Annotated in this window: 13 protein-coding genes and 1 pseudogene; 7 read left to right on the forward strand and 7 right to left on the reverse strand. The window is 50.1% G+C overall.

Features of this window, described 5'->3' with window-relative positions; translation table 11 throughout:
• Positions 1–22: 22 nt before the first annotated feature.
• Positions 23–2254: a glycoside hydrolase family 2 protein gene (locus N9C89_RS11220; protein WP_263953953.1), complete on the reverse strand. Its 2232-nt coding sequence runs from the start codon at positions 2252–2254 to the stop codon at positions 23–25.
• A gap of 83 nt (positions 2255–2337) precedes the next feature.
• A complete protein-coding gene (locus tag N9C89_RS11225) occupies positions 2338–3324 on the reverse strand; it encodes a LacI family DNA-binding transcriptional regulator (protein WP_263953954.1) in 987 nt (328 codons plus the stop codon).
• 929 nt (positions 3325–4253) lie between these two features.
• On the opposite strand from N9C89_RS11225, the gene N9C89_RS11230 reads away from it, so the two are divergent.
• Both N9C89_RS11230 and N9C89_RS11235 read left to right on the forward strand, forming a co-directional pair.
• Entirely contained in the window at positions 4254–4817 is a 564-nt protein-coding gene (locus tag N9C89_RS11230) for a hypothetical protein (RefSeq protein ID WP_263953955.1), read from the forward strand.
• Between the two features lie 93 nt (positions 4818–4910).
• Positions 4911–6272: pseudogene (locus N9C89_RS11235) on the forward strand (IS3 family transposase).
• A 217-nt stretch (positions 6273–6489) separates the two neighbouring features.
• On the opposite strand, the gene N9C89_RS11240 reads toward N9C89_RS11235, so the two are convergent.
• The gene (locus N9C89_RS11240; protein WP_263953956.1) at positions 6490–7209 is read right to left on the reverse strand and encodes a hypothetical protein; all 720 of its coding nucleotides are present in this window, start codon (positions 7207–7209) and stop codon (positions 6490–6492) included.
• Between the two features lie 139 nt (positions 7210–7348).
• Between N9C89_RS11240 and N9C89_RS11245 the strand changes: the two genes are divergently transcribed.
• Positions 7349–8260, forward strand: coding sequence for a hypothetical protein (locus N9C89_RS11245; protein WP_263953957.1), 912 nt, complete (start codon positions 7349–7351; stop codon positions 8258–8260).
• Positions 8261–8677: 417 nt separating this feature from the next.
• Here N9C89_RS11245 and N9C89_RS11250 read toward each other — a convergent pair whose 3' ends face one another.
• Positions 8678–9358: a hypothetical protein gene (locus tag N9C89_RS11250; protein WP_263953958.1), complete on the reverse strand. Its 681-nt coding sequence runs from the start codon at positions 9356–9358 to the stop codon at positions 8678–8680.
• Between the two features lie 98 nt (positions 9359–9456).
• Between N9C89_RS11250 and N9C89_RS11255 the strand changes: the two genes are divergently transcribed.
• Positions 9457–9912 carry a hypothetical protein gene (locus N9C89_RS11255; protein ID WP_263953959.1) on the forward strand — a complete coding sequence of 152 codons (456 nt, stop codon included), beginning with the start codon at positions 9457–9459 and terminating at the stop codon, positions 9910–9912.
• 186 nt (positions 9913–10098) lie between these two features.
• On the opposite strand, the gene aqpZ is transcribed toward N9C89_RS11255, so the two are convergent.
• Positions 10099–10788, reverse strand: coding sequence for an aquaporin Z (gene aqpZ / locus N9C89_RS11260; RefSeq protein ID WP_263953960.1), 690 nt, complete (start codon positions 10786–10788; stop codon positions 10099–10101).
• A gap of 489 nt (positions 10789–11277) precedes the next feature.
• Entirely contained in the window at positions 11278–13629 is a 2352-nt protein-coding gene (locus tag N9C89_RS11265; protein ID WP_263953961.1) for an arylsulfatase, read from the reverse strand.
• Between the two features lie 403 nt (positions 13630–14032).
• Between N9C89_RS11265 and N9C89_RS11270 the strand changes: the two genes are divergently transcribed.
• From N9C89_RS11270 to N9C89_RS11280, 3 genes are all read left to right on the forward strand, one after another.
• Complete coding sequence (locus N9C89_RS11270; RefSeq protein ID WP_263953962.1) at positions 14033–14365, forward strand: ArsR/SmtB family transcription factor; 333 nt, start codon at positions 14033–14035, stop codon at positions 14363–14365.
• Between the two features lie 10 nt (positions 14366–14375).
• Complete coding sequence (arsB, locus tag N9C89_RS11275; protein ID WP_263953963.1) at positions 14376–15443, forward strand: ACR3 family arsenite efflux transporter; 1068 nt, start codon at positions 14376–14378, stop codon at positions 15441–15443.
• Between the two features lie 889 nt (positions 15444–16332).
• Positions 16333–16926: a hypothetical protein gene (locus N9C89_RS11280; RefSeq protein ID WP_263953964.1), complete on the forward strand. Its 594-nt coding sequence runs from the start codon at positions 16333–16335 to the stop codon at positions 16924–16926.
• Positions 16927–17068: 142 nt separating this feature from the next.
• Here the strand turns inward: N9C89_RS11280 and N9C89_RS11285 are convergent, their stop codons facing one another.
• Complete coding sequence (locus N9C89_RS11285) at positions 17069–18133, reverse strand: hypothetical protein (RefSeq protein ID WP_263953965.1); 1065 nt, start codon at positions 18131–18133, stop codon at positions 17069–17071.
• Positions 18134–18383: the final 250 nt, after the last annotated feature.

Genomic DNA, 18383 nt, shown 5'->3' on the forward strand with positions numbered 1-18383 from the left:
TGACAAGCGTTTTGCCTTGTCGTTAATCGCGAACAGTCAGTGCAACCTTAACCGTTCCAAAACGTGGGCTTTTCACTGTGACGTTCACTTCGCCAACTTCCCCGGTTGGACGCACCCAAAATGCGCTCGTCCCGCCACGTAATGTGGTAACTTCCGGCCCGACACGCGTGGCCGCACCCTCAACCGAAATCGTTACTGGCTCGCTTATGAACTTCAGCAGGTTGCCGACCTGATCTAAGGCACGAATTGCCACTCGAACTTCTCCATGCGATGCGACCAGTTCGCTCTGATCCGGCGCAACTTCGAGCGTTGTTGCGACTGGAGCCGCAAGCATTGTTTTTCGCTCAACCGGTTTGCCATCTAAGTACCCGACAATCTCTACATCAAGCCACGCGCTCCCCCATCTTCCAAGCTCCGGGTTCGGCAGATCACCGGGTTCAAGCTTCATAGGAGGATGAGGCAAATGCGCATATCTCTCCCGATACGGGATCATCGGCACTTCAATTCCGCTTGGGAACTTCACGCGCACTTCATCACAGTTTGTGAGAACCATCAGAGGGAAAACACCACCAATGTTTCGCTCTCCGCGCGCCCAAATCGTAACAGGCTGCATTACAACGCGCTCTTGCGGTGACACTTGGCTTGCATAGGCATATGCCGCAAATTTCGGCTCGCGGAACATCGACATTACGCCGTGGTGACATACCCGATCGCCAGATCCGAAATCTGAATGCGTGTTGTAATCAAACATGCACCACCCGATGCAGCCTGCGATACTGTCATCCGCAAATGCCGCATCAAGCACATCAAGGTGCCGCGTGACATGCTCAATCTGGCGCTGCTCCTGATCGTATACTTTGGTCGGATACATATGGCCGTTGTATTCCGTGACCAAGTAAGGAACGTCCTTGCCTAGGCCAGTAACTTCCTGCTGACTTCGCAACGACGTCCGTTCACGGTTCGCACCGGGAAGTTCAAACTCACCGAGGATGAAGTCATTAAACGTGTACACGTCCTCTAGAAACTCACTCTCGAGATCCTTGCGAATACCCCCAGTTGGGCGCGTTGGGTCCAACTCGCGGGTAAGTGCATTGGTGCGTTGATAAAAATCGCTGTCGTCCGGGGACTCGTTGATCCGCACGCCCCACATGATAATCGACGGATGGTTCCAATCACGTTCGATCATCGCACGAACATTCTCAACCGACCGATTTTTCCATTCTTCACCGCCGATATGCTGCCAACCGGGGATTTCTTCCAGAACCATGAGCCCAATGCGATCGCAGTGGTCAAGGAACCAAGGCGATTGAGGATAATGCGAGGTTCGAACGATGTTACAACCAAGCTCATTCTTTAGAATTTCAGCATCGCGCTCCTGCGAGGCCCGCCCCTGCGCATAGCCGGTGTAAGGGAACGATTGATGTCGGTTCAGACCGATAAGCTTCACGCGCTCGCCGTTCAGGAAAAATCCCTTTGGCGTAAACTTGGCATCTCTAAACCCGAAGGTGGTCTCGCGCGTGTCGGAACCCGCCTCCGTCTCAAACGACAACTGAAGCGTATAAAGCGCTGGGTTCTGAGGGCTCCAAAGAGAAATATTCGATAGGCCGCTAAACTCGACGCTCTGAACACCTTCAGTTAGAGCCAATTCGGTTCGCGCAACGCTGTTGCCATCGAAATCTAACACCTCAGCAGAGACTGCGGCTCCCTCGGGAATCCCAACAGAGGCCAACACTTCAAACTCTGCCCGAACCTTGCTCTGCTCGGACAAAACATCAAACGTTTCAACACGCACTTTGCCAAATGCTATTGGATCAGAAACCTTGATCCAAACATCACGATAGATACCTGCGTAGGTCAGGTAGTCTATCTGCCCGCCAAAAGGAGGAATTTCCGGATTTTCGGCGCCGCTCAATTGAACCTCGACCTCTACGCCTTCGGAGCCAAGCGCCTCAGTAAGATCAACTTCGAATGGTGTGTAGCCGTCAGTATAAGCCACGGAAGCCTGCCCATTCACAAACACTTTTGCATCGGCCATCACACCGTCAAAAACGAGGCTAACCTGCTTGCCAGCGAATGCTTCGGACCAATCAATTCTCTTACGATAGGAAAAGGCCTTCTGATACGATTTCTCGTCAAAATAATCGTACGGAAGCTCAACCGACGAATGCGGAAGCGAAACTTCGGTTGCGTTCGACCCCTCACCTTCCAGAGGCGCAAACAGCCAACCTTCGTTACAAAATTCCGTGTACGACATAATGCCCTCCTCCCGACAGATTCTAAGTCTTTTCCTTTAGGTCGAATCTGTTGGTAAATTTTTTAGTAAATTCAGTCAAGAAATTACCTAGTACTCGCTCGCCAAACGATCTTCGGCTGCAGTACCACACTTTTGCAAACGTCACGTCCGCCCAACTGTTCGACCAACATTTCCACTGCTGAGGTTCCCGCAACTTCGGGAGCCAAGCGAATGCTTGAGAGCGGCGGATTAAGGAACTCAGACGCCGGATTATCATTGAACCCGACCACTGAGATGTCTTTTGGTATTTCGAGACCCTTGCTTTGCGCTGCACGATAGGCGCCTATGGCCATCGAGTCGGTACAGGCGATTATGACATCCGGCGGCATCGCGGATTCCAAGAGCTTCATTGCACTCTCAAAGCCCAGATCAATGGTGGAGCCTTTGACACAAACCAACGCCGGATCAAAAATACCTTTACGTTCCATCCATTCAGAATAAGCCACATGTCGGGTCTCGTTGGGTAGGCTCGCCTTGTACTTGCTTTCGCCGCCGATAAAGCCTGGTCTGCGGTATCCCTTCTCCCACAGATCATCAAGAAGCCTTGCCGTAGCACCATATAAATCATGGAAAACATTATCTAAAGTATGCGAATTTCTCGGTGCATCAATCATGACAGCCCGCCCCTTAGCAGTTTCAATCTTGCGTTGGAACTCACCCTGAACTGGGCCAATCACGATGGCACCGGAGGCCTTCTTTTTCAGAAAATCAAGGATCGCCGATTCATCGGACGTGATTGAAACTTGGATATTCTGGCTAAAACAGCACCGCTCAATCCCCAACCGCAGACCAGCATAATACGGGTCTTCCAGTTCACCTCCAAGCCAACGCCCGACATGGACCATAATGCTGCGATCTGCTTGCACTTCCGTCCGCGCGCGGCGCGGTGTATACTTCAGTTCGCTCGCCTTTGCGATAATCGCGCGTCGCGTATCCGCCGACACCGAGAGCGAAGGATCATTACTCATGACTCGCGAAACCGTTGCGTTGGAGACCCCAACTGCCGCTGCGATATCTTTCAATTTCACCATAATGCTCCCCCTCACTCAGCTAGCAATAGATGCTTAAAGAAAATTTACTAAATACGCCCCAATTTACTTAGATTCTTGCGTTCTGTCTATTCATTGGGGAGTACAATTTTGGGAGACCACAATGACTGGAAATTTATTTAGACTGAAGACGGTAAATAACAGGTGCCGAACTTAGCAAGTCAATCTTCATAGCTCAGCAATACGGCTAAATCTCTCGAGAAATTCAGCCACTGACACAAGCTGCAACTTGCAGTTTGCTAAACCTCTACGACTAGGAGGTAAGAGATGTCTAAACGGAAGCACGCTACTACTAAGACTAAAGTGAAAGCCTCGCAGCCAGCCACAAAGGCAAGTTAAATCGCGAATCCTCCGAAAATAAACCACTAATCGAAACACGCACCGCTACTGTATGGGACTTGTGTATGAATCTCGACGGCCTCAAGAAGGCTGAGATCAAGGAGCTTTAATATTGGCCCATACACACAATCCTGAAGCTAACGGCTACCAATTTTTTCCTTACAAATTTATGGAACAGAAAGTGTGGCGCGAATTGCTCAAGCCCAATAACACCACTTCGTCCATGAACAGACGATGGCGACCGCGATAGCTCTCTAGTTCGTTTAACTATCACTGCCGAGACAAGAAGTCGGGGTCGGACGCTATCTGTTACGGCAGATTGGCAGAGATCTTTCGAAGGGATACACTTTAGCCCAATTTCCTGTTTTCTTGGGACCACTTCACTTAATTTAAATTCAGTGCCCGTTGATAGTCTGCATATGTGCCTTTAGCCTCTCTCTTAAATTGACCTTCACGCTAGGAGTTCTCCAAATAAGGTTTTGGGTGCATTGTGAGGGCGCAAAATGAATTGGCAATAAGGAAACACGCTTTCAAAATTTGCGGCGGTCGCAACGTGTAGCTTGGGATTAGGCTTGCTGAGTCTCTCTGTTGACGTAGTGGCGGCTGAAAATTACTCGCCAATTTCTCATGCGATCAAGCGTTCTTATGAGAACAGCCGTTTCGATACGGTTAATGTAAGGTTGGAAAACTGTGTCATCGAGGTTGAACTTGTTGACAGTGATGCATGTGACGGATCCACTCAAATAAAATCTATAAAAAAGAAATTTAACTTTAGAAAAAATGAGGCGACGGCATCCCTCAATAGGGCAAAAGACTATGGCGGTGAAAAGCGTTTTAAAATAAACTTTCTTCCAACTGATGATTGGACGCATCAAGTTGCGGTTCTTAAAAAAGAAAGCCGAGCAGCTTCTTTCCGAAGCGCGCTCCGAAATTGGCTGGGGCCAAGATGCCGCAATTTTAACTTCTCAGAGATTCATCGCCAGCCATCTCACGCTAGCTTGGGCTCCTATAGAATCTCCAAGTATTGTCCTATTGGAAATAGCATCAATTTTAATTCTGACTGGCTGAGTGTTCAAACTCAAGACCCGAACAAATTGCTGCAATCCTTTGAAGCGCTTGCAGACCAGTGTAAATAGGTTCGCCTTGTCTAACGTCAGCACCGACCGGACAGATTTAGGGGGTTGCGCTACGGAGGATTTCTGGTTCATCGAAGCCATTAAGGAGCGAAGATGAACAAGAAGTCCGGAACATCGAAGGATTCCGCTGACAAGCTGGTCAGAGGCATCAAACGCAAGACACACAAGCATTACTCAGCCGAAGAGAAGATCAGGATTGTCCTGGCTGGCCTGCGAGGTGAGGAGAGTATCGCCGCGCTGTACCGCCGCGAGGGGATCGCCGAGAGCCTGTATTATTCCTGGTCAAAGGAATTCCTCGAGGCTGGGAAGAACCGCTTGGCGGGTGACGCGGCGCGATAGGCGACATCCCCCGAAGTCAAAGAGCTGCGGTCAGAATCGGCCGCGCTGAAAGAGGTCGTTGCCGAGCTGACGCTTGAGAACCGGCTGCTCAAAAAAGCAAGATCGGGGATGGGGAGTTCGAAGAATGAGATACCCAGCCTCTGAGAAGCTTGAGATCATTCGCACGGCAAACACTGAAGATGCTGGGTATTCCTAGCAGCACTTATTATGACTGTTATGCCCGGTGGAGCGATGGTGGTATCGATGCGCTTGCCGATCGCTCTCCCCGGCCAAAGTCGGTCTGGAACCGCATTCCGGACCAGGTCCGCAAGGATGTTGTCGACTTTGCGTTGGAGCACGAGGATCTGACGCCCCGGGAACTGGCGATCAAATACACCGATGAGAAGCGCTACTTCGTCTCGGATTCCTCAGTTTATCGCATTCTCAGCGCCGAGGATCTGATCACGGCCCCAGCCCATGTGGTGATCTGTGCGGCTGACGAGTTCAGGGACAAGACAACCAGACCGAACGAGCTGCTCCTCTCGGGCATGTAAACATGCCCTGCCGGGCAAGGGGCAGACCGACTTCACTTATCTCAAGTTCATCGGTTGGGGCTGGTTCTATCTGTCCACGATCCTCGACGATTACAGCCGTTACATTATCGCTAGGAAGCTTTGCACCACGATGAAGGCCAAGGATGTCACCGACACGCTGGACCTGGCATTGGACGCCTCAAGTTGCAATCAGGCCATGGTCGTGCACAAGTCAAGGCTGCTCAGTGATAATGGCGCATCTTATGTTGCCGCCGACTTGGCCGACTATCTTGAGAGCAAAGGCATGGATCACGTTCGTGGTGCGCCACATCATCCCCAAACCCAGAGGAAGATCGAAAGGTGGCATCAGACCATGAAGAACCGGGTTCTCCTAGAAAACTACTTCCTGCCCGGCGAACTGGAACGCCAGATCGGCGCATTTGTCGATCACTATAACAACCGTCGTTATCACGAGGGCTTGAATAACCTAACACCCGCCGACGTCTATAACGGTCGAGGCGCAAAGATCTTGAAGATGAGAGAGGAGATCAAGAACCAGACAATCCGAAAACGCCGGTTGCAGCACCAAGCCGCGGTCGCCTAAACTCAAGCAGAAACCGAACCAGAGCCTCCGTTATGATACAGCCTTAGCTCTCCGAAAAACTCTGACGACGGACATGTTCGTTTACATGTAGGTGTTTTGTAACCCAGAACGCAAGTACCCGAGGAACGGAACGCGGGGCACGTCGAGTTCGACTACCGCTATCAATGAGACACATTGATGCCTAGGAAGACGTGGCTACTCAGTTAGGTATCTTTTTTCACCTCTTTTCTGCTGAAATTGACCCGCCAAAATGATTTGTAAGCTGGGGCCGACGTTGGCGCAGAGTTCTCCAGAGCCAAAACAGCATGACAAGCACGATTGTCAATTCAGGCAGAGACAGAATTCCAGATTTTTGCACTGCGTTTGGAAAGACGGAAGCTCCTGGACCGGTAAATGCTGATCCAGCAGCGATGAAAAAGCCGATACACATCCGTACAAGATGCTGGGCAATTCGATGGCTGTTTGAGATCCGATTTCCAAAAATCATCCGTACATCGCCAGCGCAGCCGATTGCGGCCATTCCAAACAGGAAAAAGTAATCCGCAGCTGCGAAGTCAAACAAGCGAGCGTTTGGCAATGTCGTCGCATGCCAGCCAGCCAGGAAAAGAGCCGCCGCATTAAGGGCATTCACCGCAGCGACCGCGATAAACAGTCTTGTTGCGCTTCGACTACGAATGCGCACGGCCAAGACACCGCTTGCGACCAAGGTTGCTCCGAGGATTCCCGCATGAAAGGTGATCCAATACGTCTCGAATTTCAGTGCGCCGAGCAACGCGCCAAGCACGGACGTCCCTCCCATGCTCACGACAAACATGCGGCCTGCGCTTACATGAACTTTGCGCCCTTTACGCGATCCAAGCGCGATGGCGCCCACAACGACGGCCAATGCGCCGAGCGATATATGTGCAATTAGTGCGATTACATCTGGATTGGTCATTTGCCACCCTATCTGTTGCTTTGGTTTCGCCCTGCTATGCGCACTCCTCTGATACCCTGTCGTCCGTTCGTGACGGCGAGGACATTTTTTCTTTCTAACCATCGGTTGTGTTGAAGAACTCGCTAAAGCCAGCGTATCAATGCTTATGGAAAACGCAGCTGTTCTAACCCTCGCTGGGCTCTGTCTTGGCATTGCCGTGAATGGGCTGCTTGCCGTTGCGTTGCGGCGCGGGCACTTGCGAGAACGGTTCAGCCTCGGGATGGTCTACGTTGCATTCATTGGAATGATCGCGCTTCCACTCCTCAAAACCTTCGCCGAAGGTGCGTTAATTTATTACATGCCGCTGTTGCTTGTTATGTTGTTGGTGCTGCCGCCGGCATTCTATCACTACGTCGCAGCCAAAACGGCTAAGGAAACACCTTCAGACATCCCGCGGCGTGATCTGGCGTTGCCTTTGTTGGGCGGGGTCGTGTGCGTGGGGTACTGGAGCCTATCGTCCTCTGCCAAGGAAATAATGTTCAAATCTGGCGAATTGCCTCCGGGAGCTTGGCCAGCCGCGCTCGCTCTATCGACATTTATTCTGATATTGATCTGGTTGATCGCATCCTTCGCTTACCTTGTTGCGATTTTGCGCCGCCTTACGAGTTATCGCGCCCATATCCGGCAACTGTATTCCGATGCCGAAGATCGGGATTTACGCTGGATTGATGTGACGATGGTCCTGCTTGTATTGATTTGGGCCGCGGGGGCGTTTTTCTTGGCGGAGGATAATTTGGCGAGCGGCACCTTGTTCGTCGAAGAGCTTTTTCTCGTGTTGATCGCCAGCGGTTTGTTGGTCCTGAACTTTTTTGCCCCCATCATGCCACCGGCCACAAACGTAGACGAGGGAGAGGGCGAACCAAGTCTCAAATATGCGCGTAGACTAGATTATGTCACTAGCTTATTCCACTTGACAGTATCACAATTACTAGCCCTATATCATAGCCTTAATAGGCCCCAAGATTTGCAACACATCTTGCAACATATTCTGCACCACACACAACGGACGTAGATAATTTATTTGTTTTTTATAAACGGTTTAAAAGAAACTTCAAAATTCAGTGTCTGACTATCTCTCCGCCATAATTCTGATAAGATAGTGTATTCAAACTTAAATGCAACTTCACCATCAATCGCCCCCCCCAAGTTTACACCTCTTTCAATATTGGCTTTCGATTGATTAAGCGGAAACGATACTTGAATCACAAACGGCACCAACTTGTCAGTTGCGAGTTAGATTTCTGATTGAACATAAATCATCGTTTTCAGGCCTACCTGCCGTTTATTCAGCGTTGGTATACAATAACGCCTCTCAAATCGGATATTCGCCGCGTCTGTAAAAGCAGCCGGTTTTGAGAAACATTTAACAACCGTCATTTTGCACGAAAGTTAATGGCGGGTACGAAGCAAGAAGCATTAATCGCGTCAACTACCTCTCAGGGAGACGCTGACGCAGGAGGGAAAGCAGGCGATCAGAATCGCAGCCGTAAGTGTATATTCGGCATCCGTTTTTCCATTGCACTATGGCGCCAGGAACAAGGCGCGTCGTGTTGGTTCTTGTGACCATTACAATGCTGCCGATGATGTTGCGCGGGGCATCGCTTCGATCAGCCCATCCCGGAACCTCGATCTGCTTGATCTCTGAGAATAACAATTCGGTGCCGACAGGAAGAAAACGAACTCTCTGGTCATCAACTCTGATCTCGCTAACGTTCCCGACCGTGCGTATCAAATACACGCCAATCATAACGGCAATCAGCGACTTCAAGACCTCCCAATGCGACAAATTCTGAATCCATAAACCAAATACAAGAAGGCTGATCGCGCCTGAACATGCCATGAACCAGCCCAAGGCTGACACCAGCCGTCTCCGAACCGGAAATATGTGTTCCGTCTTGTCTGCCAATGCTCTATTCCCCTCATTTCTTTTGTAAGAGGAAACCCGCTCCTCGGGTCTGTTCCAAAACCTCTCGTGTATAGCGACAAAGCAGACCGTATAGCTAAATGCTGCCACAAGTGCGGCTATAAATTCAAACAATTGTTGCGGGTTGTTGGCTATTTGATGATGAAAGACATACGTGCTTGAAACTGCTTTGGTCTGCGCGCTCAAGTTAAGGCCCGAGCTCGCCAAATGTCAGCATATTTGGTCGACAGATAGAGCAACGAAACTTACGGTGTTCTCAGCGTCGAATTAATCGAGGAAACAAGATGTCAGAACCTGCATCCCGCCTGCGTCGAACAATTGTAAATCTACTTTTGGCAATGTTGAATGCCACACTTATTCTAGTCGCTCTTTGCTTATACTTGGAATTGCGCGTTCTACAGAAGGTGGACAATTTAACCGCCACATTCGCGAAAAATCTTGTGCATGTAGAGCCGCTCCAAGACTCGGTTCAAGTTCTCTCTTCCGAAGTTGCTGAATTGAAGACCGAACTCGTGGCATTGCGTGAGACACCCGGGAAACTGACAAGTGCTGCGCAGGAGGAGCTAGCGCTTCGTCTTGACTCCCTGAATGAGAAGGTGACGGCCGTGAAAACCAGTTTTGATGGTGTATTGCAGAACCCTGAAACCCTTGTTGCCGAAGTGGTAAATGCGGGCGCAGATGCTGCAGTCTCGGCTATCGCTGATTTACGCGGCTGTACGTTGCCGGAAAATCAAATGTAATGAACGGCCGGCACTGAGTTACGGGCCGCCGTCTTTCCATATTGCCTTAGAATGGCTCTCTCTCTTCAGTTTGTTGTACTGGGACCAATAGCGAACACGTGAGTTTTTCACATCGCTCGCATATTGGCCCAGTAGATCGCAACACTCTGGCTGTGCGTTTTCTTACACTGAAAATGAGGAAAGGTTTCAGTCGTCTTCGGACAACAGTGCCTTCCAAATCACCGCACCGATCGCCGCACCAATTAGTGGAGCAACCCAGAACAACCAGAGTTGACCCATAGCCCCTGTTTCGGCGAAAAATACTGTCGCTGTCGAACGTGCGGGATTAACCGAAGTATTGGAGACTGGGATCGATATCAGGTGAATGAGCGTAAGGCCGAGACCAATGGCAATAGGAGCAAAGCCTGCTGGTGCGCGCGCCGATGTTGAGCCAAGGATAATAATCAGAAATGCTGCGGTAAGGACAACTTCAATGATGAGTACCGCGATCATGCTGTACCCTCCTGGCGATAGTTCGCCATAGCCGTTGGAAGCAAAACTTCCCGCCGCCCACTCAGGGCCGCCAGACGCAATAATATAAAGTATTGCAGCGGCAAATATGCCGCCGATGACTTGCACAATCCAATAGGGCAAAACTTCGCCCCAGGAGAAGCGCCCACCGACTGCCAGCCCAAGCGTAACAGCAGGGTTAAAATGGCCTCCGGAAATATGACCGACAGCAAAGGCCATCGTCAAAACCGTAAGGCCAAATGCCATGGAGACCCCGACAAAGCCGATGCCGAGCTCTGGGAACCCAGCGGCAAGCACAGCGCTACCGCACCCCCCAAACACCAGCCAAAATGTACCAAAGAATTCTGCAGAAAGTTTTTTAAGCATATCACAACCCAAAATTGAAACTGACATTATCAAATTCGTATTTCTTCTTATTCATCTTGGTACCACCTCGCTTAATAAGCAAGTCCTATGAATTAACAGGGCCCCTAGGCCCTATCTACGAAGGAGGAAAATTCGGGTGATTTGGACGGAAAATCTGACTTTCCATCGAAAGAACATGTGTGTTCAATTCGTGCAGCGCAGCAGCTCCGAAGACAAACCATCGTTCTTGTTCTGTTGATATTGTCGCTAACAAAAGCAGCAACTGTTCTGGTCAGAGCGCAACCATTCAAGCGGATTGAGGAGTGTAATGCAGCGAAGGATGCAAGGAGGCGCAGCACCAATTCCGTAGCCAAGTCGCATGTCTGAATTTGGCTTACGCTACGGGCTAATATCCAGCGGAGAAATAGCTTTAACAGCTAGGATGGTGAGTGCTGGCTGGCGGCAACTGAAGACAGTCTCGCTTCAAGTGCCGCCAGCAGTAGTCGTCGGCTAAAGATCGAGAACGACGTTCACCTTCTCAAGCGTTCCAGGAAAATCGAAAGGCACGTGATAGTCTTCACTCACGGGCTCGCCTGCGTCGGAGCCTATGTCGAACGTCTCGTCCAGCGAAATGCGATAGCCCATTGTGCGCTCAACTCGACCTTCTCCTACGAGCTCGTCATTAACAAACAACTTGCCAGTGCCACCCAACCCGATTCCGCCGCCATCGTATTCAAACTCATAGCGGATCACGTGTTTGCCAGCGGGCAATGCCTCACCTTCGATGTTGTACCGCTCCAAGTTCGCAACGTTGTAGGTATAGATAGGCTTACCATCGAGAATATAGAGCGCCCAACCGCCGAAGCGTCCTCCTTGTGTTACGAGCATACCATCCGTTTCGCCTTCTCCAATTTCGACGTGCGCGGTGATCGTGTGCGACTTATTCTTGAAATCAGGCGCTGTGCCTTCTGGTATGCGGGTCATGTTGTCGTAGTAGGTAAACTCTGAACGACCCTCGGTGAGACTTGGGCGCAGAGACACATCCAACCGATCAACTTTGTCATTATCGATCGGGAAGACGTTGTACTTCGCAGCCTCGCCATAAAACAGGATCTGCATTTCCTTCAGCTTATCGGGGTTTGCAGCGGCGAGATCATTCGCCTGTGAGAAATCCTCATCGATGTTATAGAGCTCCCAAGTCCAGTCATTGATGACATCGCTTTTCTGCGTGACGCTGACCCAAGGCGCTTCGGGTGGGGTGGTTGTCGCGACCCAACCATCACTGTAAATCGCACGGTTACCCAACATCTCGAAATACTGCGTGCGTCTGGTCGAAGGCGCATTCTGATCATTGAATGCATAGACCATACTCGTCCCCTCAACCTCGGACTGCGCAACACCGTTGATAGAGGTCGGTGCCGGAAGGTTTGCCGCCTCGAGGATCGTTGGCATGATGTCGATCACATGATGGAACTGGTCTCGCACCTCGCCCTTGGCTTCGATCCCCTCTGGCCAACGAATGATCATCCCGTTTCGGGTTCCGCCAAAATGGCTCGCGATCTGCTTGGTCCATTGGAAAGGTGTGTTCATAGCGTGCGCCCAAGCAGACGGGAAGTGCCCAAACGTATTTGGCCCTCCTAACTCATCCATGCGCGCATATGTGTCCTCGAACGGCACCGCAATATTGTTAAAAAAGGTCATCTCGTTCAGTAGACCGTCTGGGCTGCCCTCTGCAGACGCACCATTATCTCCCATCAAATAAATGATCAGGGTGTTATCCAATTCGCCGGTTTCGTCGACTGCATCAATGATCCTGTTGATTTGATGGTCCATGTGCGCCAATGCGCCAGCATAGACTTCCATCATCCGCGCATAGAGCTCTTTCTGTTGGTCGTTAAGTGAATCCCATGCTCGGAGTTGTTCGGGCCGCTCGGTGAGCACAGCAGTCTCAGGGATAATCCCCATGGCTTTCTGGCGCTCAAAGGTTTCTTGCCGCACCTGATCCCATCCCTGATCGAACTGACCTTTAAACTTGTCGATCCATTCCTGTGGCGCATGATGCGGCGCGTGGCTTGTACCCGGTGCATAATAGACGAAGAACGGTTTATCTGGCGCAAGCGCGTGCTGCTCTCGGATGTAATTGATCGCACGATCCGCCATGTCGACATCAAGATGATACTCTTCGGTGCTCGGGGGTTCGACAGGCTTGGTGCCGTCGAAAATGGCAGGCGTAAACTGGCTTGTGTCGCCACCTATGAAACCAAAGAATTGCTCAAACCCGAGGCCAGTCGGCCAGAGATCGAAAGGTCCGGCTTGACTGGATTGCCAATCAGGAACGTTATGGTTCTTGCCATACCAAGCCGTATTGTAACCGTTGCCTTTAAGAATCTCGGCAATGGTTCCATTTTCCTTTGGCATTAAAGTGTTGTAACCGGGGAAACCGGTGCCGATCTCCATGATCACACCGGTTGCATTTGAGTGATGATTGCGGCCGGAAATCAACGCTGCACGCGTTGGAGAACAAAGCGCTGTGGTGTGCATTCGGGTAAAGAGCAAACCGTCTTCGGCCAATCTGTCATATGCTTCGGTAGGAACAGGCCCCCCAAATGCTGTCGGCGCTCCAAAACCAACATCATCCGGCATAATCAATAAGACGTTGGGTGCACCTTCCGGTGCTGAAACCTGCTGTGGAAAGTCGAGTTCGGATTCCGCTGTTCGCAACCCGACGTGACCATTGAATGCAGTGTTCGGAATGGGCAAAACTGACCTGTTCCAAAGGTCATTGTTTTCCTCTTGTGCGGATGCTGAAACAGGGCAAAATGCCACCGTTGCGGAAATCGCTAGAACCATTACACGTCTCATGGCTTCCTCCCAAATAACTTCAACTGAAAATATGATCGACTTTTTTTCACTATAACTAAAACGTTCTCAAAAGCTACTCCCAAACAGTTTGCTGCGCCTCATATCGGTAGCAACTAGGCTCCAATTGATCCGCTTGATTATTTCCTGATTAGCCTCATTGACGATGCATTGACCCATTCAATGACCGCAATGTGTCGATTTATCTATGGATTAGAAGCAATGACCAATGCATGGCAAAACCGCATAAGAAAAACCGAAAAGCTCTTGCCTCGAGATTTGAAAGGAAATCGTTGAGGCCTAATCCTTAAGCCGTTCCATCACAGTACAAGAGAAGACTTTAGCGAATTCGCAGATTGCTCAACAGCGATTGACTGATCGTCAATACATCAATACATCATGAATTATGGATAAGTTACGTGCTCTCGACGCCTTTGCGGCCCTTAGCCAGCCAACCCGACTCGACGCGTTCTGTCTCCTCATAAAAGCTGGGGATGTGGGTATTTCAGCCGGCGACATCAGTGACTCTCTAGGCGTTCGCCAGAATACGATGTCATCCAACCTGACCGTCCTGACTCGCTCTGGTCTAATCCGAAATAAAAGGGAAGGCCGAAGTATTCGATACTTCGCCGACATGGATGGCTTACGCGGCCTATTGGTTTTCCTTATGGAAGATTGCTGCGGAGGACGTTCTGACCGGTGCCAACCTATTATCAATGAACTTGCCTGTGACCGCTAAGGAGGCTGACATGACTGATACTTCTCTTTCCTCTACGAACGGCTTGGGAACCTTTGAACGCTGGCTTTCTTTATGGGTGGCGCTTGCCATTGGAGCGGGGGTACTTTTGGGCAATCTCTTTCCCGACCTTTTTGCGGCCCTTGCGGCGTTGGAGGTCGCTTCGGTTAACTTTCCCGTGGCGGTGCTGATCTGGGCAATGATTTATCCAATGATGGTCGGCGTGGATTTCGGCGCGCTGCGGCAAGTGGGTGACAAGCCAAAAGGGCTGGTTGTGACACTTGTGGTAAATTGGCTTATTAAGCCCTTTACCATGGCGGCTCTCGGCGTGCTGTTCTTTGAATATGTCTTCGCTGGGCTGATCCCCCCCGACGACGCGCAGGCCTATCTCGCTGGGGTCATTCTGCTGGGGGCTGCACCTTGCACGGCAATGGTTTTTGTATGGTCGAACCTCACACGCGGCGATGCAACCTACACCCTGGTACAGGTCAGCGTGAACGATGTGATCATGGTCTTTGCCTTCGCGCCAATCGTAGCATTCCTGCTGGGGGTAACGGACATCGTAGTGCCATGGGACACGTTGTTGTTGTCAGTTGGCCTCTACGTCCTGCTGCCATTGATCGCTGGTTACCTGACACGCCGAAATCTTGTCGCGAAGGGCGGCGAAGCCTCAGTCGATGCGTTTAAATCACGCGTGCAGCCGTTTTCGATCATCGGGTTGCTTGTGATGGTGGTGCTGCTGTTTGGCTTTCAAGGAGAGGTAATCCTCGAGCGTCCTCTTATAATCGCGATGATCGCAGTGCCATTGCTGATCCAGTCCTATGGAATTTTTTTCATGGCCTACGGAGCCGCGCGGGCCTGGGGCATTCCCTTCAACGTTGCAGCGCCATGCGCGATGATCGGCACGTCTAACTTCTTCGAATTGGCCGTCGCCGTCGCTATCAGTTTGTTCGGCTTGGGGTCGGGCGCTGCCCTCGCCACGGTCGTCGGCGTCCTCGTTGAGGTGCCTGTTATGCTCTCGCTCGTTGCCTTCGCCAACAAGACGCAACATTGGTTTCCAAAGGAAGGTGGCGCGCCGTAATATCATCAACTATCGCACACCTTTATAACTGAATCTCCTGACCCCAAAATTTCACTAGGCCTTGCGGGCATTGCCGATCCTTTCGGCGTGCTGGAGCACTATAGGTTTGCGTTGAATCTCGCGTTCTTCGTTCGAATAACTTCCTCCCTCCAGGGTCAGGGTGTCTACTGGAAGTGCCCTAAGAGACCGCACAAATTTACAGACACTCGTAACTACACCTACCGAGACAGCTTGAGGCCACCCAAGCGCCTTGAGACTAAGGATTAGAGTCTACCGACCGTAACCCGAGTAGAGGGCATTCGCATCAGAGAAGCATTTGGAGTTGCTGACCATACATTTGTGGGGCTTTGTCGTGATTGTTCTTTTCTATGGCTTTACCTAGACAAAGCAGAACAATTACCTTCACCCATAACTACGCAACCTCACCTGCGGGAACACTGTGTCTCTTTAAAATCAAAACACACTGTGCTGCTGGCTTAAGATACAAACTTTATAAGAGAACCAGTTCGAAGATTTCCAGCCCGTCTCTATGCGCGCGCGAAGATGAGATGTTCTTTCTTCTAAGGTTTTGACTAAGATGTAGAGCGTTTCGAAATTACGACAGCACAATTCTTAAAATCGTTTACAGTGTCCGCGCGCGCAGAAGCGTCAATTGCGAGAATACTAATCGTTGACCATGAACAAATGAATGCTAGTGAGCTCAATCGAAGATTTTCTTAGGTATTCGCTACTCGGCGCACTGCTATAAAGCATCGCCTGTCGAGGTGTGCACAACAATTGACTATAATGCAACAGTGCCTCAAAAAACCCTTTCAACCATCCTAGCAAATTAGCAAAGAAACGTTCATTCTCGCCGCACAATAGCAATTGGGAATTAGGCGGGTTGGATATGCACTTAGCAATGTCTCGGGTTCACACTAAGGGCCGTCGTTACACGGTAATTGCGGCGTTAGGGGCCGTTGCTTTGATATCGGGTTGCAGTTCGCCTGGTGAAGAAAGCTTCAACCGGTCCTCGGAATTCAGAGATATTGCAGCGGAAACTGACCTGACAGCGCCGAGTGACATCAGCAACCTTCAGGGGAAAGCAACATATACTGGCGTTGCAGAGGCTGATTTCGGAGGGTTTAGTGGGACTGCTGATGCAAAGCTCGTTGCTGATTTTGATTCTCAAGAAATCGAGGGCAGTCTGACTTCATGGAAGGATCTCGACCCGATCAACCACACTCTTCGCGGTCAGATTGATTTGTCAAATGGTCAAATCGCCGATGACGGTAGTTTCACATCACAGATGGCGGGTAATATTGAACGCAATGCCGCTGGTTCTACCGACACGCCTGATCTGAGAGTCTTTCAAGGTAGTGCATCTGGTCAGATTTACGACTCAGTCACTGGAGCGACTGCCAGTCATTTGAATGGTTCATTTAATGGCGTTGGTGTTAACGGAAGTTTTAATGTTGATGGAGAATTTGTAGCTCGCCAATAAGTATAACAATAGCAGGGTGTGAACCCTGCTATTGCGGCTAAACAGAAAGTTGGCCTTTCATATCGTTAGTAATTTCGACACCGCAAAAAATAAAATCCGGCAGCCGACGAGAAGGCCAACGGGATACTTCAGCCAGCTGGCTTCAAAAGCGCCAAGATTTTAGATTAATCGCAAACAAGATTTGGTTGTCTTGGTAGAGATCGATGTTCGAGTTGGTAACTTGGTAGCCAAAACTTGCAATAATGCGTTCATTTACTGGTCGCCTTAACATTATCGTATATGTATCATCTGTCCTTGGCTGCCCGAAATGCGAACTACCGCCTGCTCGGCTGTAATTCAGCAAAACTGAAGTCGTCTTTCCATATATTGGCCGCGTAAAAGCGAAGGTAGCTGCGTTTAGAGTTGTGTGGCGCTGGTGTATGTGTTCCCCCCAGCGAATGCCGGTTCGAATAACGCCGACTCCGCGAACGGCGCTCAACAGGCTGAAAGCGACTTTCGACTTAGAATAATCCTCACGAAAACCTCTCTCGAGAGCGATACTTGCTTCGTGATGCCCTATGGCAGATGAAAACATCTGGCTTCCACGGGTTGAAAGGAATTTTTCTCCGGTTTCATATTTTTTCCTTAGGTGGCGATAACCACCGCAACTATTAATCCAAGTCCATCTCGCGATATGAGCTTGCCAACAAGTGTTGGCGTTGATGGTGATTTTATCCAGATTGTGCTCTGGTGCATATTCATAACTCGCAGCGACTTTAAATGTAGCAATTTGCTTGGGTGCGATACTAAATCTACTGTAAGCAGACGCAGCCACTCCCAAAGTTATGCCCTTCTTCGCGACACTATCTTGATCAACAACGAAGAGTAAGTCACCAACAGAGAACTTAGATTTGGGTATTCCGTTGTTCAGATTGTTATCATAACCAACAAGAGGCCCGATTGTGTATTCCGTCATTAACTTTTTTGGGGGTTCTCCCTTTCGGTGTGCTAACCCGTCAAGTTTCATGAAATTTTCAAGGTATTGCTCAGAGCCCTTGGGACGCGCTTTAACGAGAGAATAGTACGCTAGCTTTTCGGACCCAGAGATCATTGAAAGCGGCCAAATAATTGCATCAGAGCGCGGCCATACAACGGCATCAGAACTAAGGGCTGGTGCAGCAAATAGGCCTAAAGTAAGCACACAAAAAAGGAAGTTTTTGGGATTCAATTTCTTTCCGCCTATTAGAGGTAAACCATTAGAATTGCACCGGTTCGCCTCAGCACAATCTCGCTTGATTTCTAATCCCTACATTTAAACTCTGTTGCAACCTTAGTTGATAATTTCAAGCGTTGGCGAACACAAGTTTCACCGACCCAATAACCTGTTCGAAATTGGCTAGAATTTCGCCGCAACGACTAGTCTACTGCTGCGACCTTGAATATCTTTAGCGTTCACCCGATTTCGAAATACTTTCTAA

Origin of the sequence: Halocynthiibacter sp. SDUM655004 (genome assembly GCF_026015885.1) — a bacterium.
GTDB lineage: Bacteria > Pseudomonadota > Alphaproteobacteria > Rhodobacterales > Rhodobacteraceae > Falsihalocynthiibacter > Falsihalocynthiibacter halioticoli.